Origin of the sequence: Halobacteriovorax sp. XZX-3, from assembly GCF_043196495.1 — a bacterium.
GTDB lineage: Bacteria > Bdellovibrionota > Bacteriovoracia > Bacteriovoracales > Bacteriovoracaceae > Halobacteriovorax_A.
In genome coordinates this window covers 55,484-81,456 of sequence record NZ_JBEBMO010000002.1, presented here as the reverse complement: position 1 = coordinate 81,456, position 25,973 = coordinate 55,484, and the positions used below count along the sequence as shown (strand labels likewise).

At 35.7% G+C, this 25,973-nt stretch carries 27 protein-coding genes; 10 read left to right on the top strand and 17 right to left on the bottom strand.

Going from position 1 to position 25,973, the window contains the following annotated elements; all coding sequences use genetic code 11:
* The first annotated feature begins 3 nt into the window (after positions 1–3).
* Entirely contained in the window at positions 4–402 is a 399-nt protein-coding gene (locus tag ABMA70_RS10845; RefSeq protein ID WP_103217650.1) for a hypothetical protein, read from the top strand.
* Positions 403–420: 18 nt separating this feature from the next.
* Here ABMA70_RS10845 and ABMA70_RS10840 read toward each other — a convergent pair whose 3' ends face one another.
* Complete coding sequence (locus ABMA70_RS10840; RefSeq protein ID WP_103217649.1) at positions 421–915, bottom strand: hypothetical protein; 495 nt, start codon at positions 913–915, stop codon at positions 421–423.
* Between the two features lie 9 nt (positions 916–924).
* Positions 925–1,227 carry a hypothetical protein gene (locus tag ABMA70_RS10835; protein WP_103217648.1) on the bottom strand — a complete coding sequence of 101 codons (303 nt, stop codon included), beginning with the start codon at positions 1,225–1,227 and terminating at the stop codon, positions 925–927.
* Positions 1,228–1,341: 114 nt separating this feature from the next.
* Between ABMA70_RS10835 and ABMA70_RS10830 the strand changes: the two genes are divergently transcribed.
* Positions 1,342–2,121, top strand: coding sequence for an endonuclease/exonuclease/phosphatase family protein (locus ABMA70_RS10830; protein ID WP_392993554.1), 780 nt, complete (start codon positions 1,342–1,344; stop codon positions 2,119–2,121).
* Here the strand turns inward: ABMA70_RS10830 and ABMA70_RS10825 are convergent.
* Complete coding sequence (locus ABMA70_RS10825) at positions 2,085–2,987, bottom strand: phosphatidylserine decarboxylase (RefSeq protein WP_393022233.1); 903 nt, start codon at positions 2,985–2,987, stop codon at positions 2,085–2,087. The two genes, ABMA70_RS10830 and ABMA70_RS10825, sit on opposite strands and share 37 nt — an antisense overlap.
* A gap of 114 nt (positions 2,988–3,101) precedes the next feature.
* Here ABMA70_RS10825 and ABMA70_RS10820 point away from each other — a divergent pair, with 114 nt between their 5' ends.
* A complete protein-coding gene (locus ABMA70_RS10820; RefSeq protein ID WP_158246846.1) occupies positions 3,102–4,193 on the top strand; it encodes a S1C family serine protease in 1,092 nt (363 codons plus the stop codon).
* On the opposite strand, the gene ABMA70_RS10815 is transcribed toward ABMA70_RS10820, so the two are convergent.
* The 11 genes from ABMA70_RS10815 to lepB form a co-directional block, all read right to left on the bottom strand.
* Entirely contained in the window at positions 4,190–5,116 is a 927-nt protein-coding gene (locus ABMA70_RS10815; protein WP_392993560.1) for a FecCD family ABC transporter permease, read from the bottom strand. The two genes, ABMA70_RS10820 and ABMA70_RS10815, sit on opposite strands and share 4 nt — an antisense overlap.
* Positions 5,113–5,775, bottom strand: a complete 663-nt coding sequence (locus ABMA70_RS10810) for an ATP-binding cassette domain-containing protein (RefSeq protein ID WP_392993563.1) — start codon at positions 5,773–5,775, stop codon at positions 5,113–5,115. Before ABMA70_RS10810 ends, ABMA70_RS10815 begins: the two co-directional genes overlap by 4 nt.
* Positions 5,772–6,557 carry an ABC transporter substrate-binding protein gene (locus ABMA70_RS10805; protein ID WP_103217643.1) on the bottom strand — a complete coding sequence of 262 codons (786 nt, stop codon included), beginning with the start codon at positions 6,555–6,557 and terminating at the stop codon, positions 5,772–5,774. The genes ABMA70_RS10810 and ABMA70_RS10805 overlap by 4 nt, the downstream gene beginning before the upstream one ends.
* 10 nt (positions 6,558–6,567) lie before the next feature.
* Positions 6,568–7,578, bottom strand: a complete 1,011-nt coding sequence (locus ABMA70_RS10800) for an ABC transporter permease subunit (RefSeq protein ID WP_103217642.1) — start codon at positions 7,576–7,578, stop codon at positions 6,568–6,570.
* On the bottom strand, positions 7,575–8,600 hold the full coding sequence (locus ABMA70_RS10795; RefSeq protein ID WP_103217641.1) for an ABC transporter permease subunit: 1,026 nt from the start codon (positions 8,598–8,600) through the stop codon (positions 7,575–7,577). Before ABMA70_RS10795 ends, ABMA70_RS10800 begins: the two co-directional genes overlap by 4 nt.
* Positions 8,601–8,614: 14 nt before the next feature.
* Positions 8,615–10,264, bottom strand: coding sequence for an ABC transporter substrate-binding protein (locus tag ABMA70_RS10790; RefSeq protein WP_103217640.1), 1,650 nt, complete (start codon positions 10,262–10,264; stop codon positions 8,615–8,617).
* A 122-nt stretch (positions 10,265–10,386) separates the two neighbouring features.
* A complete protein-coding gene (locus tag ABMA70_RS10785) occupies positions 10,387–11,076 on the bottom strand; it encodes a hypothetical protein (RefSeq protein WP_103217639.1) in 690 nt (229 codons plus the stop codon).
* A gap of 56 nt (positions 11,077–11,132) precedes the next feature.
* Positions 11,133–11,816 (bottom strand): bifunctional 2-polyprenyl-6-hydroxyphenol methylase/3-demethylubiquinol 3-O-methyltransferase UbiG, encoded by a 684-nt coding sequence (locus tag ABMA70_RS10780; RefSeq protein ID WP_158246845.1) that lies wholly within the window; start codon positions 11,814–11,816, stop codon positions 11,133–11,135.
* Positions 11,794–12,189 carry a hypothetical protein gene (locus ABMA70_RS10775; protein WP_103217637.1) on the bottom strand — a complete coding sequence of 132 codons (396 nt, stop codon included), beginning with the start codon at positions 12,187–12,189 and terminating at the stop codon, positions 11,794–11,796. The genes ABMA70_RS10780 and ABMA70_RS10775 overlap by 23 nt, the downstream gene beginning before the upstream one ends.
* 16 nt (positions 12,190–12,205) lie before the next feature.
* A complete protein-coding gene (locus ABMA70_RS10770) occupies positions 12,206–12,649 on the bottom strand; it encodes a hypothetical protein (protein ID WP_103217636.1) in 444 nt (147 codons plus the stop codon).
* A 641-nt stretch (positions 12,650–13,290) separates the two neighbouring features.
* Complete coding sequence (gene lepB / locus ABMA70_RS10765) at positions 13,291–14,055, bottom strand: signal peptidase I (protein ID WP_103217634.1); 765 nt, start codon at positions 14,053–14,055, stop codon at positions 13,291–13,293.
* Positions 14,056–14,195: 140 nt separating this feature from the next.
* On the opposite strand from lepB, the gene ABMA70_RS10760 reads away from it, so the two are divergent.
* Positions 14,196–14,588, top strand: coding sequence for a hypothetical protein (locus ABMA70_RS10760; protein ID WP_392993570.1), 393 nt, complete (start codon positions 14,196–14,198; stop codon positions 14,586–14,588).
* A 17-nt stretch (positions 14,589–14,605) separates the two neighbouring features.
* On the opposite strand, the gene ABMA70_RS10755 is transcribed toward ABMA70_RS10760, so the two are convergent.
* The 3 genes from ABMA70_RS10755 to groES all read right to left on the bottom strand — a co-directional run bounded on the left by ABMA70_RS10755 (position 14,606) and on the right by groES (position 17,298).
* A complete protein-coding gene (locus ABMA70_RS10755; protein ID WP_392993573.1) occupies positions 14,606–15,013 on the bottom strand; it encodes a response regulator in 408 nt (135 codons plus the stop codon).
* Positions 15,014–15,341: 328 nt separating this feature from the next.
* Positions 15,342–16,979, bottom strand: a complete 1,638-nt coding sequence (gene groL, locus ABMA70_RS10750; protein ID WP_103217631.1) for a chaperonin GroEL — start codon at positions 16,977–16,979, stop codon at positions 15,342–15,344.
* Between the two features lie 31 nt (positions 16,980–17,010).
* The gene (gene groES, locus ABMA70_RS10745) at positions 17,011–17,298 is read right to left on the bottom strand and encodes a co-chaperone GroES (RefSeq protein WP_103217630.1); all 288 of its coding nucleotides are present in this window, start codon (positions 17,296–17,298) and stop codon (positions 17,011–17,013) included.
* 227 nt (positions 17,299–17,525) lie between these two features.
* Between groES and ABMA70_RS10740 the strand changes: the two genes are divergently transcribed.
* From ABMA70_RS10740 to ABMA70_RS10715, 6 genes are all read left to right on the top strand, one after another.
* Complete coding sequence (locus tag ABMA70_RS10740; protein WP_103217629.1) at positions 17,526–19,262, top strand: chloride channel protein; 1,737 nt, start codon at positions 17,526–17,528, stop codon at positions 19,260–19,262.
* A gap of 147 nt (positions 19,263–19,409) precedes the next feature.
* Positions 19,410–20,543, top strand: coding sequence for a hypothetical protein (locus ABMA70_RS10735; protein ID WP_103217628.1), 1,134 nt, complete (start codon positions 19,410–19,412; stop codon positions 20,541–20,543).
* Positions 20,544–20,615: 72 nt separating this feature from the next.
* Entirely contained in the window at positions 20,616–22,256 is a 1,641-nt protein-coding gene (locus tag ABMA70_RS10730; protein ID WP_393022230.1) for a hypothetical protein, read from the top strand.
* Between the two features lie 26 nt (positions 22,257–22,282).
* The gene (locus ABMA70_RS10725; protein ID WP_103217626.1) at positions 22,283–22,810 is read left to right on the top strand and encodes a hypothetical protein; all 528 of its coding nucleotides are present in this window, start codon (positions 22,283–22,285) and stop codon (positions 22,808–22,810) included.
* Between the two features lie 56 nt (positions 22,811–22,866).
* The gene (locus ABMA70_RS10720) at positions 22,867–25,497 is read left to right on the top strand and encodes a hypothetical protein (RefSeq protein ID WP_392993580.1); all 2,631 of its coding nucleotides are present in this window, start codon (positions 22,867–22,869) and stop codon (positions 25,495–25,497) included.
* Positions 25,485–25,973 (top strand): hypothetical protein, encoded by a 489-nt coding sequence (locus ABMA70_RS10715; protein ID WP_392993583.1) that lies wholly within the window; start codon positions 25,485–25,487, stop codon positions 25,971–25,973. Before ABMA70_RS10720 ends, ABMA70_RS10715 begins: the two co-directional genes overlap by 13 nt.

Below are 25,973 nucleotides of genomic sequence, written 5' to 3'. Positions count from 1 at the left end.
ACTATGATTGAAAAGTATTTTAGAAGACTCAGAGCACAATATCCAGTGGCCTTCCTTTCTGATGAAAGGCTTAATCTTCTGTTAGAGAATATACATTCTGAAGATGAGATAAAAATAATCTTTAGTTACCTACAAAAGCATCTGAAATCTTCACCAAGTCAGAAAGAAAATGGTGAACTCTTATTTAGTCTTATTGATAAAACTCAATACTCTGTTCGTGCTTGGATTGAGGCCATCCTCACATTTGATTCATGGCTAAAGGAAAATGAAAGAGAGACAGATTTTAAAACAATGATTGGCTATATCGAATGTTCTACACTGTCTCCTGAAAATAAGATTTTAAAATATCAATTAAAAGAACTTGTGGCCAAAATGCTTAATGATTTTGGCTACGTTGGCTAATTTTAGACATTATTAATATTACTTCGCTAAGTTTAAAGAGCTATTAATTATGTCTGAATAATTACCATGTCCCCAAAGTAAAACCTTTTGTTTTTTCACAATATTATTTGAACTTTTTTTGTAATTACGCTGAAGCTCCTCAACAAAACTATTTAACTGATCAAGCATTGAATTAAGAATAAGCTCTTCTGTTTTGTTTACATAAACTTTTTGAAGTTTTAATGATCGATTTTCTTTCTGACTAAAATAATTTTCTACAATTGAACTGGCCACTTCATTTACTTCTTTTCTGACATTCTCTACTGCATTTGCAATCATTAAACCTTGGGCATCTTTATTAAGCGAATATGTACTATCTTGCCTCTTTAGTATGCCCTTCTTATTTAAGCGAACACACAAGCTCCCCACTAAAGATAAACTCATTCCTGTTTCATTAGAGATTTGAAATATTGTTTTTTGAGACTTACCACAAACTTCTAAAATTGCTCTTTCTACCATTAATAAACGTGACATATTCTCTCCCTATAACCCTGTTAACTTTCTAATAAAAAACTTTTCTTCTAAGTTACTCACAATTTCATTACAATCGTTACGACTTAAGCTGAATGAATGCTTTTCTAAGAATTGAATTAATGAACTAAGTTCCGAAGAATTAATCTCTAGCTTTTCCTTTATCTTAAAATACTCACTAGTTCTCATTTCTGCGCCATTCATTAATCTAAATAGACGTGTCGTTTGCATCTGAAACATCTCTCCCAACTGCTTGTATGTATGCTTTGGATAACGTTTTTTAATTTCTTTAATTAATTGCTCTTGTTGAACCATAAGACCTCCTTAACTGGCCCATTTTTAATAAAAAAGTCAGTTTTTAACTACTTGTGTCGATTGCGGAGTTTTCTATTTTTCTATTGATGAAAAATATGTTTTCATTAATGGAATATGTTTAATTTCACTGTAATTTCTTCAAATATTCGATTTAATAACCCTGCCGATGGAGTTCATTCATGGGATGGGAGACGTGTTATCCTTGCAAACGCACTGAATGCCTATCGACCAGATGTTATTGGAACCCAAGAAGGCTGGGAGCCCCAATTAAGAGATTTCCAAGAGCTCTTAGATGGACTTGAGATCATTGATTCAAATCGTGAGTGGATTGAAGATAGAATGTATCCTTCTCTTTATTATCGACCGGATATCTTTGAATTAATAAATTCAGGAGACATTTGGCTTTCTGAAACACCTTATATTGCTGCGTCGAAATCATTTGGAAGTGCATTTCCAAGACTTTGTACATGGGCGATTCTTAAGGCCAAGGAAAATGGAAAACACTACTTCTTTGTGAATGCTCATTTAGATCACCTTGAATCTGATACACGAAAGGAACAAATCAAAGTCCTAATTAGTGAAATTGAAAAAGTAAGAGCTGACTATCCTATTATTTTAACTGGAGACTTTAATGAGTCACCTTTTGAAAAAGTTAGGAAAGTACTAGATGAAAGTGACCTCAATCTTACTGATCCATGGCTAGACCTGGGGCATGAAGAGTGTGAGAGTCATCATAGCTTCAAAGGATTTCGTGAAGATGGTTCTCGAATTGACTGGATTCTTCACTCAAAAGATACTTTAAAGTGCGAAGGAATTCACCTTCATAAAGAAAGCTCTGAGGGGATTTACCCATCAGATCACTTTCCAGTTTGTGCAACTTTATCTGCTAAATGAATATAAGTTTCAATTCCGTTCTTTGTATTATTTAGGATATCTGATGTTGGTGACCACTTACCTTTCTCACCAATAACAATGACAGTAGAGCCACCGAATAAGAAATAACCTTTCTCATCGCCTCTTTTAAATGTTGTTAAATCACTTGATTGTACAATACGACCAACCATCGTTGCACCAACTTCAACGTAAGCAATTTTGCCAAACTCTTTAGTTTGCATAACTGTTACTTCACGGATATTTGTAGAAAAAATATCATTTTTCTTACGTAGAGCAAGTGGGTTTACTGAATGATATCCACCACCAATCTTGTAGTAATCAATAACTTCACCATCTAGAGGATAGTGAAAACGGTGATAATCAACAGGACATAATCGAGCGAGAAGAAGTGGTCCATCTTCGAAAACACTTTCCCACTTAGAATTCTGTAATAACTCCGTTGAATTTAAAAATTTGCCCTTAACCGGTATCTTAACTTGGTTATTAATTGATTCATATCCAAAGTATCTTGCTTCAGCAAACGCAGACATCGAATCAGCTTCATCTAAGAATGGCCTCTTTCCTTCTTTAAACCTACGAATAAAAAATTCATTGAAGCTGCCATAAGGGTCATCTTTTGAACGTCCTTCAGTTGGAAGGAAATCATCCATATTTATTTGATAATCTTTTACAAATTTTGGAACCTTATTCTTAGTAAAGTTCATATTTTGAATTTCGCCATACATACACGAGACAATTGATGAAGTAATTGCACCAGAGATTAGCTTTCCAAGAGGATTTCCATAGAGGAAATTAATAGCAGTATCCCCGTAAACTTTCTCCACTTCCATTTGATTTGTATAACGATTAAAATAATTAATATCCACGAGTGACCTCAGAATTCTTACAGAAATTTGACATTTCTGTGTTACAAAATTTTTTATACTATGATTATATATGTATAATGAGATGAGCGTCAAAAAGAGATAATGAGGAATATTATGAAAAGCAATTTAAGGCCATTCTTTTTAATTCTTATTCTACTAACATCCCTAAATTCAAAGGCTTTGTTTGATGAAAATAAGGCGATATTAGAAAGTGAACGTAATACTATTTCAGTGTTCGATCGTTCAGTGAATTCAGTCGTAAATATTTCGACCCTAGGTCGCATGAGAGCAAGAAGTGGCTTCTTCTTTTCGATGACAAATAAACAAGTCGTTAAAGGTGAAGGTTCAGGATGGGTTTGGGATGATAAAGGACACATCATTACAAACTTTCACGTAGTCGAAGGTGGTGATAACTTCTTAGTAAGATTTAATAACAATAAAAAAGAATATAAAGCAAAACTCATCGGAACAGAGCCAGCAAAAGATATTGCTGTCTTAAAGTTATTAGAAATCCCAAGAGATATTAAGCCACTAAATCGAGGTGACTCTGATAAAGTTAGGGTTGGTCAAAAGGCCATTGCTATTGGTTCGCCGTTTGGACTTGATGCAACGGTAACAACAGGGATTATCTCGGCTAAAAATCGAGGAATTCAAGGCATTGGTGGAGTTGAAATTAGAGGAATGTTACAAACAGATTCTTCAATTAACCCTGGAAATTCAGGAGGACCGCTATTTGATTCCTCAGGAAATGTAATTGGTGTCAATACAATGATCTTTTCAAACTCTGGCTCTTCGGCAGGTGTTGGTTTTGCTATTCCTATAAATATTGTAAGTAAAGTAGTGCCACAAATAATTAAATACGGAATTGTGAAAAGGCCAGGTCTTGGTATAGCCATTGCAGAAAAAAGAGAGCTCTCATACTTCTACGGTATTGATGTTGAAAAGGGACTTCCGATTCAAAGTGTTCGACCAGATGGGCCATCTGCAAAAGCGGGATTAAGAGGTCTAGAACAAGATCCACGTACAAGAAGTATTATTCTAGGAGATGTTATTTTAAAGATTGATGGAAAAGAAATAAATGATTTCGATGATATCTTTAATACTCTTTATGAATATAAAGTTGGCGATAACGTAGAAGTTCTTTACCGAAGAGGTTCTGCACTTAAAAAGGCTATCGTAAAACTTGAAGAAATAAAAAGAAATTAAGATTCGCTTCGTTTAAATAGTTGGAGTGCCAGAACAGGTGCTCCAACACACGCCGTAATTGCACCAATTGGTATAATACTATTTGCCAAAACTATTCTTGAAATAAAATCACATAGTACTAAGAAGCCCCCCCCTAAGATAAAAGTAGGCATTAAGCTTCTTTCATAGTTAGCACTTACAAGTCGCCTTGTAATATGTGGAATAATCAAGCCAACAAAACCAATCGGGCCACATTGCCATACGACAACTGCAATTAGTATATTTGAAACAAGTATTAGTGTTGCATTTACCTTACGAGTTGGCACTCCCCTCGTTTGTGCAAAATCTTCTCCAATAGAAATTAGAGTTAAACTTCTCTTATGAATAACAAAGAAAATTAAACCTAAAATATATAATGGTGCTGTATATAAAAGACCCTCAAACCCTACAATTGAAAGACTTCCCATCATCCAGCGGATTAGCCTAGCAATGCTTTCATTTCCAAGTATACTTTGAACAAAGACTATAGCACTTGATGAAAAGATAGAAAGACAAACTCCAAATAATAATACTCTTTGAGACGAGAACTTATTCAAATAGAGAAATAATAAGATTAGAAGAAAGATTGATGAAAGAGCAATATAAGCCCCTAAAGAAAAAGAATTAAATCCAAGCTCCGCAATAGCAAGCCCAAGGGCGGCCACACTCGAAAAGCCAAGAGTATATGGAGTAGCAAGTGGGTTTCTAAAAATTACCTGTGTTGTACTCCCTATTACAGAAAGTATTCCACCAACTAAAAATGCTAAGTAAACCCTAGGGAATCTCAAGTTCTCTAGGATATAAAGTCCCTGCTCGTTTAAGTCAATAATTCCTTCTCGGCCTATGAAAGGAGTAAGTGTTACCGCTAAAATAACCGCAATATATAAGAGGATTGTTTTTTTCACAGAATATACCTCTTATTATCAATCACGTGATAGTTAAAATTCTTATGAAATATCTTATCAAAAATCTTTGTCGACACGGCTTCATCTACAGTCGAATCAAAACTCATTTGAGAGTCTTCAAACGCCACAAGACGATCACAAATATTTATAATGAAGTTAAAGTCATGGGAAACAACAAAGCAGCTTTTTTTATACTCTTGAAGAAAACAACTCAGCCTTTCAACGTAAATTGGATCTAAGTAATTTGTGGGCTCATCTAGTAAAGTAAACTTACAGTCATAATAAAAGGCACAAATCAGATTAAGTCTTTGCCTTTCTCCACCGCTTAATGTTGACACTCTTCTAGTTAGAAGATTTTCAAAGTTAAAGTGTTTAATTAATTTTTTAAGATAAGCTAAGTCTTGCGCCTTGCTACCCCTAGCATAAGACATAACTTCTTGCGCATCCATATCAGTTTGGATTGAAGCACTATCACCACAATACGCAACATCCCCCTCAACAAGACATTTTCCATTGAAATCAATAAGATTAGCAATTGCCTTTAGAAAGCTCGATTTCCCTGCACCATTTGGGCCGATAACTCCACAATGGCCTGATTCAAATGAGAAGCTATTCACTGATAGCCTATCTTGAATTGATAATTTTTCACAATTAATCACTTCAAAATCTCCCTTAAATCTTTAACTAACGATAATGTCCTAGGTCCCAAAACAACCGCATAATCTTTTTCGTATAGATAAATTTTATCTTTAAAATAAGAATTCTTCCAATCTTGTTCTGACTTTATTTTACGATCTGATATTCTTAGAATTAAATCGAAATTAGAAGTCAGTAAGCTCTCAAGACTCCTTAAAGGGTAACCTGATTCCGCTACAATATTTTTTGCACCTAGTTTTGTTAATATCTCATGATAATAATTATCAATACCGATGGCCCTAACCTCATGTAGTTTACCATCCTTAAACTTTTCATCGATAATCATCAGAACTCTCTTACCTTTAGATATAGGTTTTAAAAGAGATTTCAGTTCATTAGAAAACGCTTCGATTTTCTTATCTTTGTTAAGCTTAAACTTTTCGTTAAAAACTTTAAGCATCCCTACCGCATCATCAAGTTTCTTATATGGTGTAATGATGACATCAACGCCTAATTTTTCTAAATTATTTTTGACTCGTCCGCCTTGAACTTCAGCAAGCAGAACAGACGTGATTTTGTCTTCTACAACCTTCTCAAGATTAATTTCAAATGAAGACCCATAGCGTGGCAAACGCTTGGCTTCTTCTGGAAAATTACAATAGTCAGAGACTCCAACTAACAGTTTTCCAGCATCTAGATAAAACATTGACTCAGTAAAGCTTGGAAGAGTTGAAAGGACTCGAAAATTTTGTGCGTGAGAATTAAAGAAAAGAATGGCGGAGAATACTAAGATGAATATTCTCACGCCAACCTCATTATTTCATTTTTGGATCTAGTGCGTCTCTTACTCCGTCTCCAATAAGTACGAGTAAGAATAAACTAGTAAATAGTGCAGCTGAAGGGTAAACAGCTAGCCACCATGCAATTCTAAAGTTCTGGTGAGCTTGGTTAAGAAGCTCTCCCCAAGAAGGTGTAGGAATTGCAAGACCAAACCCCAGGTAATCAAGTGAAGCAAGACCAGAGATACCTGCAGCAATTGAGAAAGGTGCGAAAGTAATAATCGGACCTAGAGAGTTTGGAAGAATATGCTTAACGATAATACGAGAAGTTGATGCTCCCATACCACGTGCAGCTTCTACGAATTCTTGCTTTCTATTCTTTAAGAACTCACCACGAGCATAGTAACTTACTCCCATCCATCCAAAGATTGATGAGATGAAAATTAGAAGCGTTAGTGTAGGCTTAAAGATCGAAATCATCGTAAGTAGTAATAAGAATACTGGAACCGTACTAAAGATTTCAACAACACGTTGACCGAAGAAATCCACTTTCCCACCAAAGTAGCCCATCACACCACCAAAGAAAACACCCATGATAGTTGAAAGAAGCCATACTAAGAAAGCATAAGCAATTGAATACTTGTATCCGTATAGTAGACGCGTGAATACATCACGACCTCTATCATCTGTTCCCATGATATTTGTCTCACTAGGTGCAGCTGGATATTCATATACATCACGATTTGATTCATATGGGTCCCACTGTACAAGCGGCCATACAACGCTATCCATATCTAAAGTTCTGTAATTCGTAACATAAACGTTCGTAATTCCAAATTCCTTTGGATGATAGTCTTTAAATACAGGAAAGTAAGACTTTCCTTGGTACGTCATATAGATTGGCTTACTATTAGCAATCAACGGTGCCGAAAGTGTTAAAAGTACAGAGAAGAGAAGAAGTACAATAGAAACTACTGCAGACTTTCTTTTCTTAAAACGTCTCCATCTTTTAAGTGTAAGTTCATTTTCAATAAATTTTTCAATCATGAGAAATCAATCCTTGGATCAACAACAGTGTATAGTACGTCACTGATTAGGTTACCTAAGAACATAAGGACAGTTTGAATAAAGAACAGTCCCATAATTACGTTATAATCTCTTTCTAGAAGTGATTGGTAACCAAGTAGACCAATACCATCTAGGTTAAAGATTCTTTCAATAAGAAGAGATCCAGCAAAAAATAGAGATAGGAAGTGTCCGAATCCAGTAACAATTGGAATCAGAGCATTTCTTAAAGCGTGCTTATAGTAAACTTTTCTATCCGCTAAACCTTTCGCTCTTGCTGTACGGATATAATCTTGTGAGATGACATCAATCATCGAGTTTCTCATAAGAAGAGTTAGTACTGTAAACTGTCCTACCATATATGCGATAAGAGGAAGTACAAAGTGCCAAACTCTATCTTGGATTTGCCCAAAGATACTTAAGTCATCATAGTAATCCGAAACAAGGTCTCCAATTGGGAACCAGTCAACAAATGTATCCCCTGCAAAGTAAACAAGAAGTAAGATACCTAGCATGAAAGATGGAATTGAATAAAGGCCAGATAAAACAAACGAAGACACGACATCAAATCGAGATCCACTTTTAACTGCCTTTAGAACTCCAAGCGGGATACACACCAAATACGATAGTATGAATGAGACCAATCCAAACTGAATTGAAACCGGTAGCTTACTCATTACAACGTCCATTACTGGCTCTTCGTATGTAAATGACTCACCAAAATCTAGAGTAGCTAGATTCTTTAGCCAAATACCATAACGAACGTATAGTGGCTTATCAAAACCATATTGTTTCTTAAGGGCCTCAACAACTTCTTGAGATACAGCACCATTATTTGAACTAGTATCAGTTGTCGTTTGACCAACTCCACCAAATCTCATTTGCTGAAGCTTCTGCTCGATTGGAGAACCTGGTGCAAGGTTTACCATCACAAACATAAGGATACTGACCCCGATCAACGTCGGGATCATAATCATTAATCTTCTAAGGATATAATTAAACAAGTCGTCTCTCCTACTTATTTAGCTGGTTTAATCGACCACTTACTTCCGTAACCAACTCCGTAAATATAAGTATCTTTCTCTTTTTGCATACGCTCAGTATGTCCGTAGAAAGTATAACGGTCGTTAAATAGGAAGATATATGGGTAGTCTTCAGCAATTAGCTTGTATACTTTTTTAAGCATTGTCTTTCTTGCTTCTTTATCAAGAGTCAGTTGAGCTTGATCAATTAGCTTATCAACTTCTTTATTTGAGTAAGAAATGAAGTTAGAACCATTGTTAGCTGCTGAATCTGAGTGCCAAATTTGTTTTGGATCCCAATCTAGTGATCCACCAGACCACGCAAGAGTTACAGCATCAAAGTTTCTCTCATCAAGAGCTTTAATGAAAGAGTTCCACTCAATGTATTTTACTTCAATCGCAACACCAGCTTTCTTTGCATCTTGTTGATACATAGTTAAGTATTTTGAGAAAGTTTTAGATGGGTTTAAGATTGTAAAAGCAAGCTTAGTCTTCTTACCATCAATTGTTTTATCAAGAACAGCATCACCGTCTGAATCTTTCCATCCATCATTCTTTAGGATCTTAATTGCTTCTTCAACATTAAAAGGAATCGCTTTAACGTCTTTGTTTGCATATTCAGATTGAACGTATAGAGGACCAGTTGCAAGAACAGAATATCCGAAACGGAATTTCTTATTCATCTCTTCACGGTTCATAAGATAGTTCATTGCTTTACGAACTTCTTTTGATTTAAAGATTGGGCTCTTAAAGTTCCAACCAACAAAACCGTAACCTTTAACTGATTTGTTTTCTGTTTTTACCTTTAAAACTTCTTTACCCCATCTTGGGCCATTAGTTTTTTGTTCGTATTCTTCTGGTGAAAGTGAGTTAAAGTCTAAGTCACCTTTTTCAAGTCTCTGAATAGCAACAGAAGACTCATTAATAAATCTCATGAAGATTTCACCATATGAGTAATCATTCTTATAATTATCTGTCTTGTATCCCCACCAGTCTTTATTTTGAACTAGAGAGATACCTTTACCTCTTCTAAGCTCTTTGAAGATATAAGGACCTGTACCAATAAGAGTTTTATTAAGTTCTTTTTCTTCTTCTTCAGTTGGGTTTTCATAAATATGCTTTGGAACGATTGCAAGGTATCCACCACTAGCAATAGACATTAGGTTACCAAAGTACTTTTTGTTGGCCTTAAAACGAATTGTTCTTGGACCTTCAATTACAGCTTCTTTAAAGTTAGCAAAGTAAGACTTCATGTGAGCTGTCTTATACTTGTTTTCTGGATGAGTTACTGCATCAAAAGAGAATTTTACATCTTCAACAGTAAATGGCTTTCCATCATGCCACTTTACACCTTCTCTAATTTTGAAAACAAAATCATAACCATCATTTTCAATTGACCATGATTCAGCAAGACCTGGTTCCCACTCATTTGTATCAATATTTTTGTTAAGAAGACCTTCTAAAACATAACCTTGAACATTTGACGAGTAAGCATCAGTTGATGATAACGGGTTCAGTGTTGTAGGAGTACCACTTAGATTGTAGTAAAAAGTGTTGTTTGATTTTTTAGCTCCACCACTTTTATTACACCCTACTACTGACAATAGAAGTGTACTTAAAAGAAGTAAAAAGATTCCTTTTTTCATAAACTTATCCTTTTTATATTTAGCGAGTCACAATATAAAATTTTACACCAAATGGCTAGAATGCACATTAGGATGTACGCGTTCGTCTGTCTAGATGCTAAAATTATTTACAAAAGAGATAATTATTTTGTGATGTAATTCCTCGGATCTAAAGACCAGCGGTCTTCTTTAAGATTTTTAGACTCAATGCGATATTGTTGTAATTTATAATCGACTTCATTCAATCGTGTTTGAATACCTTCAGTGTTACGAACAAGCTGTTGATGGTCATCTTCGAGTCGACGCAGCTCATCACGCCATTCTTTCTCAAGTTTTTGTCTCAATAAATCATAGCGAGCATTGATCGTTTCGACTCTTTGCGTATAAGTAATTAGGTCTTTTTTATTGCGACTAATTTTTGACTCAAGGGCCAATTTTTTCTTCGCAAGAATTTCAATTAACTCATTACCCATCGCAACATTATTAACAAGATCCTGTGAATAAAAATTATAATAACGCCCCGTCGAAAAGGCAGAGTTACGATTGCACTCGTCATATTTTGGTACTCGTACCAACAAGTAGTGACTAGTTCGGCCCATCACAATGGCCTTACACTTAGAGGATTCTTGATGAAGACCCCAGAGATCGAGTTCATCTAATTTATTAATATATTTGATATTATCAAAATCGACTTTGAAGCGTACGAGTCTTGCGCTTGGTTCAATATGCGAGACTCTCCCAGAAAAATAGCCTAGGTCTTTATTGAATTCGAGAATATTTGCATAACAAACAATTCCACTCAAGAATGTGGCAACTAAGATGAAGTACTTCACTCTCTCCATTGTGCCATATTTAATTATTTTAGATAGTTGCGGGAAAGAGATGCCTTTTATTCAGGCTTTTTAGCAATTATTGATTGAGTTAGCTCGGAGCTTTGTTGTGGCTCTTCATATTTTAGAATTTTAAAATCATTAAACATCGTTAATAGTTCTGCAGGTTTTAAGAAATATGAATCGACACTCTGCTCTTTATATTTCTTCTTATGTGCAGTTGTATACCCTTCATAAATAATTACCCCACCAGGCTTTAGCCACTTTTTAAGTTTATTAGATACTTCACGGTCAACATAATAGAAGCAAATTATCGCATCTAAAGATCCTGCGGCGATTTTTAAATCATCAACAGATTTATGAATAGTCTTGATACGAACACCAGCTTGTCTTGCAAGCCTTAGTGATTTATCAATTGCCACTGAGCTGATATCAACACCTGTTACTTTATATCCCTTTGTAGCAAGAAAGACCGCATTTCTTCCTTCACCCATCCCAATATCTAGAACAGTAGCTCCTCGAGGTATATGCTGATAATTTTTTGCTAAAAAATTTGCAGGAGACTTCCCATAAATATAGTCGTGCTGAGCAAACTTCTTATCCCAGATATTTGAGGCTTTATCTTGAACTCTTTGACCTGTTAGTAACTCATAACGAGAACCAGATATGCTTTGGCGTGCAAAGGTGTCTTGAAATAAACAAGATAGTAAAATAATGAATTTAAGCAATTGCGCTTTCTTCATGAGTCTCAAGCTCCGCATTTAAATAAAGATTTAGTTGTTCATACTTGTTTTTCACCATTTTTACCATAGCATGGACTTTATCTTCAATAGTTGCGGGCATATCTTCTGTATGCGCGAGGTACCAATGGAGGTCATCCACGGTATTATAGAAATCTTCAAGATTGATAATCAGCTCTTCAGATAAAAGCATTAACTGCGCAACTGTTATCGTTTTAAAATTAGATCTAAAAATGGCATTGAAGTGTTCGCGTGTTCGCTTCATCGATAAGATTTGCAAATACTCTCTTTCGCGGTGAATGATTTTATCTGCAAGTCTAGCAGCATCTTGTCTAAGAATAATAAGTAAGCGACTTACTTCCTTTGAAACTCTCATTCTCTCTCAATCCCTTTTAATACTCAGGTAACTTTGCTCTTCTTCCACCTGGCCAGCGAGAAGAATTTGTCACAAGTTTGCTGAACATTTCTTGTCCCGCACGATCGGCCATACGAAACATACTAACAGGTAGTCTTTCTTGAAAAACTTTTTTTGTTTTTAAGATGGCATCATCATGAGTTATAGCAAATGAACTATACTCAAATAGTGTGATACTTCCCTGTCTAAGCATGAAGTTCATATATCTCTTTAATAATTTATTATAATTAAAAAGTGCACGAATATCTCGGATACAACAAATAACAAATTGATGCTCCTTCATTCTAATCGACTTAAAGTCATCAAGTTTCATTGGAACTAGTTTCATTCCAAATTCTGAAAACACACGAGACATATAAAGAAACTCTTCTCCTAAGGCTCGTTCAAATTGTAAATAGATGACATAGTTTGACTTTCTCACAATGAGCCCATCGGTTCATTGCAAACGTTAATTAAAGATGAATAAGATTGTGGAAAAAATTGCCCTAAAACGTAGAAAGGCCGAGAGCACTCCTTTCTTAAAACCACACACGTTACTCTCGGCCTCTATAAGCTTTGGGTCAAATCATAGGGAGAGAGGGATGTCTCCAAAGCTTATCTATAACTTCCATGTTTTCTTCGTGTCCTTCCGTGGACACTCTAAATAAACAACAACTTTTAAAAGGGGCCTAGAGGTGGTTTGATTAAGCTTCGTGCTTTTTACAATTCTGTTGCCCTTTCCTCTAGGCCCATTTTTCCTGAAAGCGACCTTACATTCATAAGTGTAACTCTCAGTTTCCATAGCAACGTCCTATTGCTAATTCCCAAAATCGTCCTAATCTTGGGGAGGCCCCCTGGCCTCTGGATACTTATATATAAGCAGGTAGCGTGCCAAAATTGACAAATAATAGATTCAATAACTTACAAAAACTTTACAATTGAAGTGTGCAAAATGCCCCACAGGCCGCACTATAGAGAAATCAATGGTCCTACAAAAACAAGCACTTAACATAGGACCAAAAAGGAACTAGTACCAGAGTACTTTCCTTTGTGGCCCCATAGCAAATTTATTGTCAGGAAAATTTAAAGAGATGTACCGATTCGACTTGGTCTAAAGTGGAAAGGTTTATCTGACCAAGGGTACACTAGCGACATCCAAACCATGAATGCCTTACCGCGAATATTCTTTACAGGAACAAATCCCCAAACACGTGAGTCACTTGAATAATCTCTGTTATCACCCATGACGAATACGTGTCCATCTGGAACAGTAACCTTTTCTTGATTTAGATGCCTAAAGAATGTTGGGTTTTCACCAACCGTAAACTTCTTCTCGCCAATTTGTTGATAATAGAACTTCATATCTTCAGGATTAAGAGAAGGCTCTTTATCGTAAAGACCTCTTAGCTCTTGATCTTTTTCACCTTCGATCGCAGTCTTTTCAACTTTCTTACCGTTAATAAATAATTCATTTTCATATACTTCAATCGTATCCCCAGGTAAGCCAATTGTTCTTTTAACAAAAAGGATAGAAGGATTAATTGGATATTCGAAAACAACAATATCACCACGTTCAGGGAGCGATTGCCCACCGATATAAATAGGATTAAAGAACTCCGTAAATGGAACTTTAAACCCGTAAGACATCTTATTAACAACAATTGAATCACCGATAGCATTTGTCGGAAGTAGTGATCCTGTTGGAATGTGGTAGTGGTCAACAAAAGTAGATCTGAAACCAAATACGATTAAAATAATTTTAATCCATGATAGCGCTTCATCTTTAAACCATTGACCTGAAAGAAAAGCAGGTTTCTGCTCCTCAACTTCTTGTGCTTTATTAAACATATTTCCTCACTTTATTAACTTAAAAAATTATAACGAGTTGTCCCTAAAAAGTATAAGGCTAATTGCGTTAGACACTTTGGTTGCACATCCTTTAAAAAGCTGCATAAAATAATATTATTCATATAACTTAGGGAGGAATTATGAAATCAGCTTTAGTTACGATTGTATTTTTATTTTTTACTATTCTAAATGTTAGTGCATCAAGTGAACAAGAAGCATATTTTCCATCACACTGTTCTAATTTTGGAGACAAAGTAAGCTATTCATTCACAAGTTGTATTAATTCAAACTTTAGACGAGCAGAATTCGAAGTACCAAATCTATTCTTACAATATTGCAGCAACTTTGGTGATGACTTAAGCTTCTCATTTGAAAGTTGTGTAAACAATAATTTCAGAAGAATTGAAAGTGAATTAGGAATGTTTCTGAGCCACTGTATGAATATTGGAAGAGGCGTTAGCTACTCTTTCGTAAGTTGTGTGAATCGCAACTTTAGTGACATCAGTTACGAATTAAGAAAACAAGATCAGTAAGAATAAATCATAGCGGCCTAAACGGCCGCTTCTATATTTAAAACAGATTTCATTTTATCTTCTAATACTGTTGCGGAAAAAGGTTTGAGTAAGTAATTATTTGCACCTAATTCAATTGTTCTTCTAATGATTGCAATAGAATTTTCAGAACTAACCATAACGACAGGCAAGTCGGCCATCCTTTCATCAGCTCTAAGTTGAAAGAGAAAATCAAGTCCATCACAGTTTGGCATATGCACATCACAAAAAACTATTTGATAGGGAGAGCCACTTTCATGGGCTTCGATTACTTTTCGAAGTGCCGAAATACCATCAACAGCTTCATTAATATTCTCTACTCCAATATCATTCAAAATACTTTTAACTGATTTTCTAATATAATCGAGATCATCAACAACAAGTGCTTTTATACTTGAATACTCCATGAACTTTCCCCTTAAAGTGAACTCTTTCGTAATAAATATTATATCGGAATCCAATGAAAATTCTTTATTTACTTAAGATAAGCGGTATAAAGCATTGAAAACTAGAGTCCTTAAATGGGATGGGTTTGAAAATAGGCGCCTTGAAGAGTTGGCTTTTAACTAGTCACTCTCAAAGAAGCAAGTAGTAATATAAAAAAAGCCTGCATAAAAGCAGGCTTATTTTTACTTAAGTGAGTCCCCTCGCGCTGGGGCAAATCGGTGAGATAGGCATTCCAAAAGATGGGCGCCTACCCCGCATCAAATCTTAGCTTCGCTAAGATGCTGCGGGTTACATCATACCAGGCATTCCGCCCATTCCACCCATTGGAGGCATCGCTGGACCGTCTTCCTTAGGAATATCAGCAATCATTGTTTCAGTTGTAAGCATAAGTCCTGCAACTGAAGCAGCATTTTGAAGTGCTGAGCGAGTAACCTTAACTGGATCAATAATACCAGCAGCGATTAGGTCTTCATATCTCTCATCACGAGCGTTGAAACCATATTTTGCATCTTCGTTCTTCTTAACTTCGTTAACAACAACAGAACCTTCAAGTCCTGCGTTTGTAGCAATTTGTCTAAGAGGAGCTTCAACAGCTCTTTGAACGATTTTAATTCCGTGCATTTCTTCTTCTCTATTTGCTTTAAGATCTGCAAGAACTTGAGCAGCTTTAACAAGAGCAGAACCACCACCAACAACAATACCTTCTTCAACAGCAGCTCTTGTTGCGTTTAGTGCATCTTCAACACGGTCTTTCTTTTCTTTCATTTCAGTTTCAGTTGGAGCACCAACGTTTACAACTGCAACACCACCAGAAAGCTTAGCAAGTCTTTCTTGTAGTTTCTCTCTGTCATAGTCAGAAGTTGTTTCTGCAATTTGTGCTTTAATTTGGTTAACACGTGCTTCAACAGCAGCTACATCACCAGCACCATCTACGATAGTTGTATTTTCTTTATCAATTGAAATTTTCTTAGCCGAACCTAAGTGCTCAAGAGCAGCTGTCTCAAGGCTCATTCCTAGTTCTTCAGAAATTACAGTACCACCAGTAAGTGCTGCGATATCTTTAAGCATTTCTTTTCTTCTATCACCGAATCCTGGAGCTTTTACAGCTGCAACATTCAGAGTTCCTCTTAGCTTATTAACAACAAGAGTTGTAATTGCCTCACCTTCAACATCTTCAGCGATGATTAAAAGTGGTCTTGAAGTCTGAACAGCTTTTTCAAGGATTGGAAGAAGTTCCTTCATGTTAGAAACTTTCTTATCAGTGATTAGGATATTTGCATTATCAAAAGAAACTTCCATTTTCTCTGAGTTAGTTACAAAGTATGGAGATAGGTAACCGCGGTCAAATTGCATACCTTCTACAACATCTAACGTTGTTTCAGCTGTTTTTGACTCTTCAATAGTAATAACACCATCTTTACCAACTTTATCCATCGCTTCCGCTAGAAGTTTTCCGATTTCATTGTCATTGTTAGCTGAGATTGTACCAACTTGTTCAATTTCTTCGTTAGTCTTGATTTCTTTTGCAACAGCTCTTAATTCAGAAACGATTTTCTCAACAGCAGTATCGATTCCTCTTTTAAGATCCATTGGATTGTGACCAGCAGTTACAAGCTTAGCACCTTCCGTATAGATTGCTTGAGCAAGAACAGTTGCAGTAGTTGTACCATCACCTGCGTCTTCGTTAGTCTTTTGAGCAACTTCTTTAACCATTTGAGCGCCCATATTTTGAAAGTTATTTTCTAATTCGATTTCTTTTGCAACAGAAACACCATCTTTTGTGATGTGTGGAGCACCAAATGATTTTTGGATTACTACGTTTCTCCCCTTTGGTCCAAGAGTTACTCTAACTGCATTTGCAAGTTGATTAACACCTTCAAGGATTAGTCCTCTAGCTTCTTCTGAATACTTTAATTCTTTTGCCATCTTTTTATCTCCTGTATATTAATCAATTTGATTAAACTAAAATTCCTAAAATATCTGATTCTTTCATGATTAGATACTCAACACCATCAAGCTTTACTTCACTTCCAGCGTATTTACCAAAAAGAACCTTATCACCTTCTTTAACAGCAAGTTCTGCAACAGAACCATTGTCTAGACGGTATCCTGGCCCAACAGCAATAACTTCACCTTCACTTGGTTTTTCTGAGTTGTTATCTGGAATGTAGATACCACCAGCTGTCTTTGTTTCGTTTTCAATTCTTTTGATTAGAACTCTATCTTGTAATGGTTTAACTTGCATAAATCCTCCAGTTAAATACATTTTTTATTTATTTCACGTTTGTTTATACATAAATTGGGAGTGAACGGATACATGTCAAGGTCTGCCACCTAGAAAAAATCATATTTTTTCACATTTATATTGGCGCAAGGCAGAATTTCTCTTTCCGTAAGGTTAAAATTGTGAGATATTGCGAAAAATTAGTCAGTTAACTTATCTTTATAAGGAGTCGCTCCGATAAACAGCATATGAAACTAAAGTTTAATGAAAAACTTTTAGGTAAATTCCTGCAAAATGAGACTGCAGAAGAGAGAACATTTTTTGTCCTTACGCTCATTACAGGTGTTTCATCAGCTCTTATCGCCGTTGGTCTTCAAAAAGGTGTTCACTGGATTCAACATATCCTTAAAACAGATACTACATTTACATGGCAATCCGTAATTCTTGGTGGAATCGCCCTTTTTATTTCTGGTTGGCTAACGACTCGTAGATTTCCATTCTCTGAAGGTTCGGGAATCCCAAAAGTTCGTGCGGCCTTAGTCGTTGATCACGGAAGAATCAGTTTAAAAGATACATTTGCAAAAGCAGTAACAACTCTGCTTGCTCTTGGCTCTGGTGTCTCTCTAGGAAGAGAAGGTCCAACAGTTACTATCGCCTCAGGTGTTGCCTCATGGCTTGGCTACTCATTTCATATCTCTAAAAAGAGAGTGAAGGCCCTTGTTGCAGTTGGTGCAGCTGGTGGTATTGCAGCAGCATTTGCAACTCCGATATCAGCAGTGGTTTTTACATTAGAAGAAGTTGTTGGTGACCTCAACGCAAAAGTTCTTGGTTCAATTGTTATTTCTTCAGTTGTAGCCTCAATCACTGGACAGATGCTAACTGGCCAACATCATATGTTTGAGCAGCTTTACTATAAGATGCACGACCATCGTGAACTACTTTTCTATTTATTAATTGGAATTAGCTGTGCTTTTATTGGCCCTCTTTGGATGAAGTCGGTTTTAGCATTTAGAGAATTCAATCGAAAACATATGAAGAGTCATAAGCTTACTTATATGATGATTGTTTTTCTCATTATTGCACTAATGACTCAGGTACATTCAAGTGTCATTGGAAGTGGACATGGAACTTTAGAAGATACATTGCTTTCACTAATACTCGATCCAAAAGTTTTATTTCTAATGTTTTGTTTGAAGTTTCTTGCGACTTCCCTTTGTTATTCGGCAGGAATTTCAGGTGGTCTTTTCATGCCAACACTTTTAATGGGAGCAACATTAGGAAGTTTAATTGGTTCACTAGCAAGTGTTTTCTTTCCAGAGATTACAACGAACACGGGTGCATATGCACTAGTAGGAATGGGAGCTTTCTTTGTTACAGTTATTCGCGCTCCGTTTACTTCTATCTTAATCGTGTTTGAATTAACAAGAGACTACAATATTATTTTGCCACTAATGATTGCAAATATTATTGCCTATATGCTCTCTTCAAAACCGACACAAAATGAATCTATCTACGAACAAATCTCAGCACAAGATGGTATACACTTACCAACACGAGATGACCTTGAAGTGCTTGATCAGTTACATGTAGAAGATGCAATGATAAAAGATATCGTTACATACGGTGCTACTTTAACAGTAAGTGAAACACTAAAAGATATTCAAAAATATAATCCAGACCTTCAAGGTTTTCCTGTCTTAAAAAATGGAAGACTTCTAGGAATGATGTCGACTTCAGAACTTAAAGTACAACTTGCTAAAGGTAACGGTGATGTAAAAATTGAACACTGTTGCGAAAAAAAGATTATAAAAATATATCCAGATCAAAGTTTATACATTGCCCTTCACAGACTTAAAAGGTTCCAAATCTCCCGTCTACCGGTCGTTTCGAGACTTGACGAAAAAAGAATCATTGGAATTCTTACGCCGAAAGATATTGTAAAACAATTCGGTTATCAAATCACAGAATCGAAAGAAAATGATTAAATCAGTTAACCTTTTCTTAAAAGCCGGTTAATTAAGTACAAATTCAGGCTTTCCACCCTTGACCCCTCTCGACTTTCAAAAAATCGGTTGTTACAAATTTGTCATCAATATTTTTTGTCTAACAACCTAACTAAAAAGGAGAGGGTAATGAAAAAATTACTACTAGCTTCGGCTCTTTTTATGGGAGCCTTCTCGACGCAAGCGGCGAGAGTTCAATTCGACTTTGATGTTTATTCTTCGGGAGCATCAATCTATCCATGTAACGCTGGTTTAAAGCACAAAAAGCACAGAGGTGTTTTCTGCTACAACCCAAAAACTTTAAGATCATGTGATCCAGGATCAAGAGGTGGCCATGGTGGTTATCCTTTCCTAGAAGGACTTATCGCTGAAGGTGGTAACGGCGGTTACGGTGGCTCAAATGGCGGTGGCCAAGACTGTGGACCAGATGGAACAAATTGTGATTGCGTATGTGCTGGTGATCTAGATGGAAGAAATGAAAATACTCTAGATACAGTACGTGGTAAAATCACAAAATGGACTGATCACGGAGATCGTTCTCACCACAGCTTCTCGCTTGAGAAAACAGCTGGTGAGTATGACTACCACAGCCTACTTTCTTACAACGAGCAATTCAACAAGAGACTTAAAGAACTATCATTCAACCTAGGTTCAGAAATGTATGGTGCGAAGTACTTTGTTGATATCTGTTTCCGTGCAACACAAATTGACTACGGTCAAAGACCAGACTACCTAGCAGAGTCTTCAGAAGACAGATTTGATTTCATCGTACCTGAAGAAATCAGAGATGACTATGTAGTAGGTATGCCAGAGTCATTTGGTAGCATCGACAACCCACTGTACAAATTCGAAAGAAAAGTTACAGTAACAGACATCGCAGGTTCTAACACTAACGGTGACTGGGATCTAAACGAAGATGACGTTATCTGGTCAGAAGAAAGTTACCAATCAGCAGCTCAACTTGCTGTTAAATCAGGAATTTTCTGTAAAGACAAAGATGGTGACTTCGTTCAAGTTTACGGTGGATCAGGAAACCCTTCTGCTCAAATCGACCTATCTTCAAACTCTGTTGTTGAATTCTTCAAGCGTTATGCAGCAGCTGACCTAAGAGGTTGTGTTGTTCGTTACGAATTCGAAGAGAATGCAAGATATGCAAACAAAACAGTTGATAAATTCAGAAGATGGAAAATGCAAGCTGCAAACATCTGTACTGATACAGCTATCACTAACATCCAAGGTCACGATCACGACTACGGATACTAATCTCAATTTTTAAATACTGCAGGGTGGTTTTCCACCCTGCCTTTACTAAGTGAAGAGATGTGCGGGGGAAAAATGATTTACAGGGGCTTAATACTATTATTTTTAACATTTAATACTCTTGCCTGCTTAATTGCATCGGCACCAAAGAATATTAACATTTCGATTTCTCCACTCAGTAAAGGTCTGTATATCTATGATGAGGCTGGGGTAAAAAAAGATGATATGCCAAACATACTAGCTTCCAACTGTATGACGGCGGCAACAAACAATCACTATACAATGATTACAGTTGGTATAGAAAATTACGTTCTAACAGATAAATTTCTAACATACAGTATTAACGATAGTGTTACATATGGTTCAAAAGATTTTTGCCGAATTGAAAATCTTGAAAATACATATGGAACAACCAAAGATGAAAGAGAACAACGATTATTAGGTCGTCGTCGAATTATGAATCGCTGTTTAGAGTTTGAAGTGAATGACGTATCAGCAACAGGTATCGATTTCCCAAAATCACAATCAGGTTGTAAAGTAACAAGAATTGATGAAAACTCAGCTAGGTTTCAAGGTTACTACTGTTTCTTCAAACCAAAAACTGACTCTGCCTATATTATTAAACCTATTATTAACGAAGCTTGTTTAACAAAAGATTTTTACACAGAAAATGAATTTGAGCTTCAAGATATATTAGCTTCAATTGGTGTCTATGTTTCAGGAGATGCAACAGGACGATCAACTGAACTAAAATATATTAATGACTTTAAATTAAGAGTAAATCAATCACCAGAAGGATTATTAACGGTAAATAAAACAGTTACACCGGAAGAGCCAAAGTTTCCAACAAAGTGGCCTGTAAACGATATTCAACTGGGACAACTATACTTAACAACTTCAGCAGATGCTAAAAACAGTGCCTACTTCGGAGTACCGTTATTTGTAAGAAATACTTGTGAGAAAAAATGCGAACCAGGGAAGCTATGTACGGCACCTTGTAATTATACGCAACCAGTAGCCGCAGAATTTGTTCTTACTCAGCTAGCTGGCAATGGTAAAAAACACTATGTAACTTCTTGGTTTGATGGAGGTATCGCACCAGCAAACTGGACAGGCCTAATAAACGGAATTGGTACGCAAATTACTTCTAATTATTTTGAGATTGGAAAGAATTATGAACTAGAAGTAATCCTCGATGATCAAGAATATAATTTTATGATGTTCAAGGGCCGTATTAAATCACGCCTAACTTTGAGACCGACAACAATACCTTCTATTAATAGAGAAGGACGAACAATTGGTGAAATTTCACCATTTGCAAAAGTTGAAGTTTTAAAGACACTACCGACTTATCCAGTATTTGATACGATTAAATTTACTGGGAATAGCCACTTAGGTGTAATGAATACTGTTAATTCAATTAGCCGTGTATTCGATGACCCAGTTTGGCCACCATACTTTTCAGACTACTGTATCGAGGGATCATGTGTCTTAATGAAAGATCACAAGCTAAGACTGAAATTAAAATTCAAGATAACGAAAGATGAAAAGACTGGAGAGCTGCTTTCAGAAGTCCTTGAATACCAAAAAATAAGTAATGTTCAAGATAACAAGACAACAAACGAATACAAAGCACCATATTTTACTTGTACTCCTCCAGGGAAGGACCCAACGGACGATGACAGTGATGATGATTTTGGGGATATTGATTTTTAGTCGCTATATTTAGCAAAGGGGAAACAATGAGAAAATTACTGATGATTTTATTATTAATGTTTACAAGCACGACTTTCGCAAATGATGTTGACGATATGTTTGGGAGTGGAGAGGACCAATTTGAATTTGAGAAATTTTCAAATGAAGAAATCCTACTAAGAATAGAACAAGACATTAAAGTTTCGTGTCGAAAAGGAGAATGTACTCTTTTTTCTACTGAAAACAAATTTGCTGGTTTTGAAGTTGGATTCAATATTGGCGAAGGCATGAATCAACAAGCTGGAAGTGGAGTTAATATCTACACTGGAGGATACGGTGGACAAATTAACGGAGAATACTGGGGAGTTAATGTTAGATACTACAACGGTAAGTGTACTCAACGTATTAAAGTACCTAAGTCTGTTTATATTGCTATTAACCGTTATATGTATGGCCTACTTGACACAGATGGTAATACACGCCGTGGCTTCACTCCTGCTGATGAAGCAATGATTCTTTTCTATACAACAATCATTGGTAAATCAAGCAACTGTAATGGAAATAGCGGAAGCTAAAAAACTTAAGCTTTTCTTTAATTGTTAAGATTAATTCAAAATTATAAAACCTCTCTATGATGAGAGGTTTTTTATTTCTATTTTTAATTACGTTTACGGCCCATGCAAAAATTAAATGGCATGATTGGCAACATCAAGAATTAAATAATTTAATCACACCGTTAACAACAATAGACTTAAACAACCGTGCCTCTTGTGCAATTGATTCAAAAAAACCAACAACTTCAATATTTATCTTTTTAAATAATACTATTCCTGCAAAAGCTGCTTATCGACTTGCAAATCGAACGGGACAGGATAAGACGGTAGTTGTAAAAGAGCTTATTAGAGACTATCGAAATAAAGTCACTCGACTTATCTATGAAATCCATCAAAAACTTATTCATCAAGAACTCCCTCTACTCCCCTACTTAGATAGTGAAAATAACATCCCAGTTAAGTATCAACGAATATTGAAAGAGTGCTATGGAAAACTAGAGTGTCCGAAACTTAATAATTATATGGACGTACTATGGACAAACTCGCATAAGTTAAAACATCGTCTCTATGACAGTTTTGAAGATAATAACTATATTCAGAAAAAATATATCAATGATAATGAAACTTTTAAGTGTATTAGAATAAAGAAATTCGGTCCTCTACAGGCCAATCTCTTTGGTCAAAAACCCTCGGTTCAAGACTTAAATCGAATCGCACAAGAGCTGCTAGACATAGACGAAAGGGTAACTGATTGTCGCCTTGAGGATATCGATCAAATTGATAATCTTCAAGTATCTGGCTATCAATTTGATATAAAAGGAATCAAAGAAAAATATTGGGAAAAAGATATTGGCTTTGACTACTGGAATTCAATGAAGCTCTATTTTGCATGGGCAATGAAGAACTTGAAAGTTGAGAATTCTAAATACGAACAAATCATCAGAAATTCAAATACACAAGACTATATTCTCTTCTCACCGAGTGGATGTAAGAGTGATATGATTCCCGCTTGTAATAATAAGAGACTCGCAGAAAACTCATTTAGAGAATTTTCTCGTAAGAATTTTGAAAAAGATGCACTTGAACTCGATATCCTCGCCCCGATTTCAGAGGGAGTACAAAACGATCTTCTCAAAGATCCTTTTGCTAGCGTTAATAAAGATATTCTCGATATTGGATCATATGACGATGCTGACAAATGGATCGAGCATATATTTAAAAATCAAGCTCAAACTAAGAACTATGTAAAAAACAAACTAATTGACTCATTAACTTTCTTTACATTAGTAAGGAATCGTTTAAGGGCCGAAGAAGTTCAAGACCAACTTGCATTTTACTTTCGTAACCTCGATGGAAATACGATCAAGAATGATCTTTACTACTTATGCGCAGAAGCCTCAGTCATTTCAGATGATGTCTTTAGTTTCACAAAGAAGCATATTGAAGGCCTTAAAGGTACAGATCTTATCGACAATCTCGATCTTATCTTTTCAAAAAAACCTTATGATGAAGTTATCGATTATTACAAGTCCCTTATGGATGAAACACGTGCCTTTTGCAAAAGTCTTGATCAAAAAAATATTTGGAATAATGAATTTGATATAGAATATGAAGGTTTTCACCAGTGGTATATCGACAAGACACGTGCAGTAAAAACTTTTGAGACATTCCCTGAAAAGCACTATGAAAGTGATGCTCTTTCACAAGATTTTATTACTTATGAAAATGGCGATATTATCTGTCGATCAATAAGTCATTGTTTAAGAAAATCAATTATCAATATTATTGAAACTTCTCGTGCTAGTTACTATGGAGATCTGTTCTGGAAAGCAAAATTCTCTCAAGCTTCTGCAGATTTATTTAACCCTTATGCTGATCGAGTTTCGTGTAAGGTATATGATCCATATTTTAAAACGAAACAAGTTATGACTCAATTTGTTTCAGATATTGGCCAAGGTCTTATGAGTTGGTTTACTCCAGGTGTTCTGTATACGCGAGTAAGTTTAACGCCAGGATATGTAACATCATTTAATAAGATGATTAAAGATGGGCAAATTGAATTTAATAAAGATTATGAAAAAACAAAAGTTAATGTTGAACTAATAACTGAGTTTGGCCCACTTATCGGAGTTCCTTGTGCTCTATCAATTACAGGTAGTACAAAGAGTCCTACTAACCTATATCATTTCAGAGGAATATCTGTAGGCGCCTGTTTTGATCGAAGTGGCGGAGATATTATCGCCAACAGTGGTTCAGATATTTCTTCAAAAGATCCTAGTCGTCGAGCTGCATGTGCTGCTTGTCGAATCAATTTTGAAGGGATATCAAATACACTGACTTATTTTAATTCAAAGCTTGGCCCTTTCTTCTATGTTGCAAGAGCAATATATAGTTTATACAAGGGTCTGACCGACTTTGATAATATCCCTCGTAGATGGGAGCTTGATTTAGATAAGCTAAAGACTACATATCAACGTTTTGGTGAGATACCTAAGAGCTGCCGATCAAGTCTACTAAATGGTAATCATTGCTTAAGTAACCAGGATGAAAAAATGGCGGTTGAAAAAGTATTAGACCAAAATTTCACAATTACTGCTTCAAAGCGTGTCGTTAATGGTTACAAGTTTAAAGTTAGAGAATGTAAAAATGAATTAACCGTTAGGGTTGAGCAAAATTTTGCGAGGTTATTTTCATCATGCGAAAAGTAATATTAATATTATCAATTCTAGTTTCAAGCATAAGTACTTATGCCTTAAACATTAACATTGTATGGACTTCGGATTTTATAAAGGAGTTACACTTAGAATGTGATTCTATCGGATGTCTAGATGGCCAAAACTCTGATATTCTTCGAGAAGAGATTTGCGATGAGTGTTTTTCAGACTCCGTGAATTCTACATTTATTTTTAACAATATAACAACTTATCTTCATGCAGATAAGAAATTACCTCTCGATGAATTTATTACTTATCTCTATACAGAAGAATATATTACTATCAACTACAACTCTCCCTACGATCTAGTCTCAAGTCGTTCTACTGAAATCAAAAAATTACTTTACAAAGATTTATGTCCGAATAAGCATGATGCAATTATATTTTTCAAAAGAGGATATGCAGATACATTTTCCTCCCCAGAGCTTATCTACTGTGGAGAGGAAATATATACTGCGCAATTATTTTAA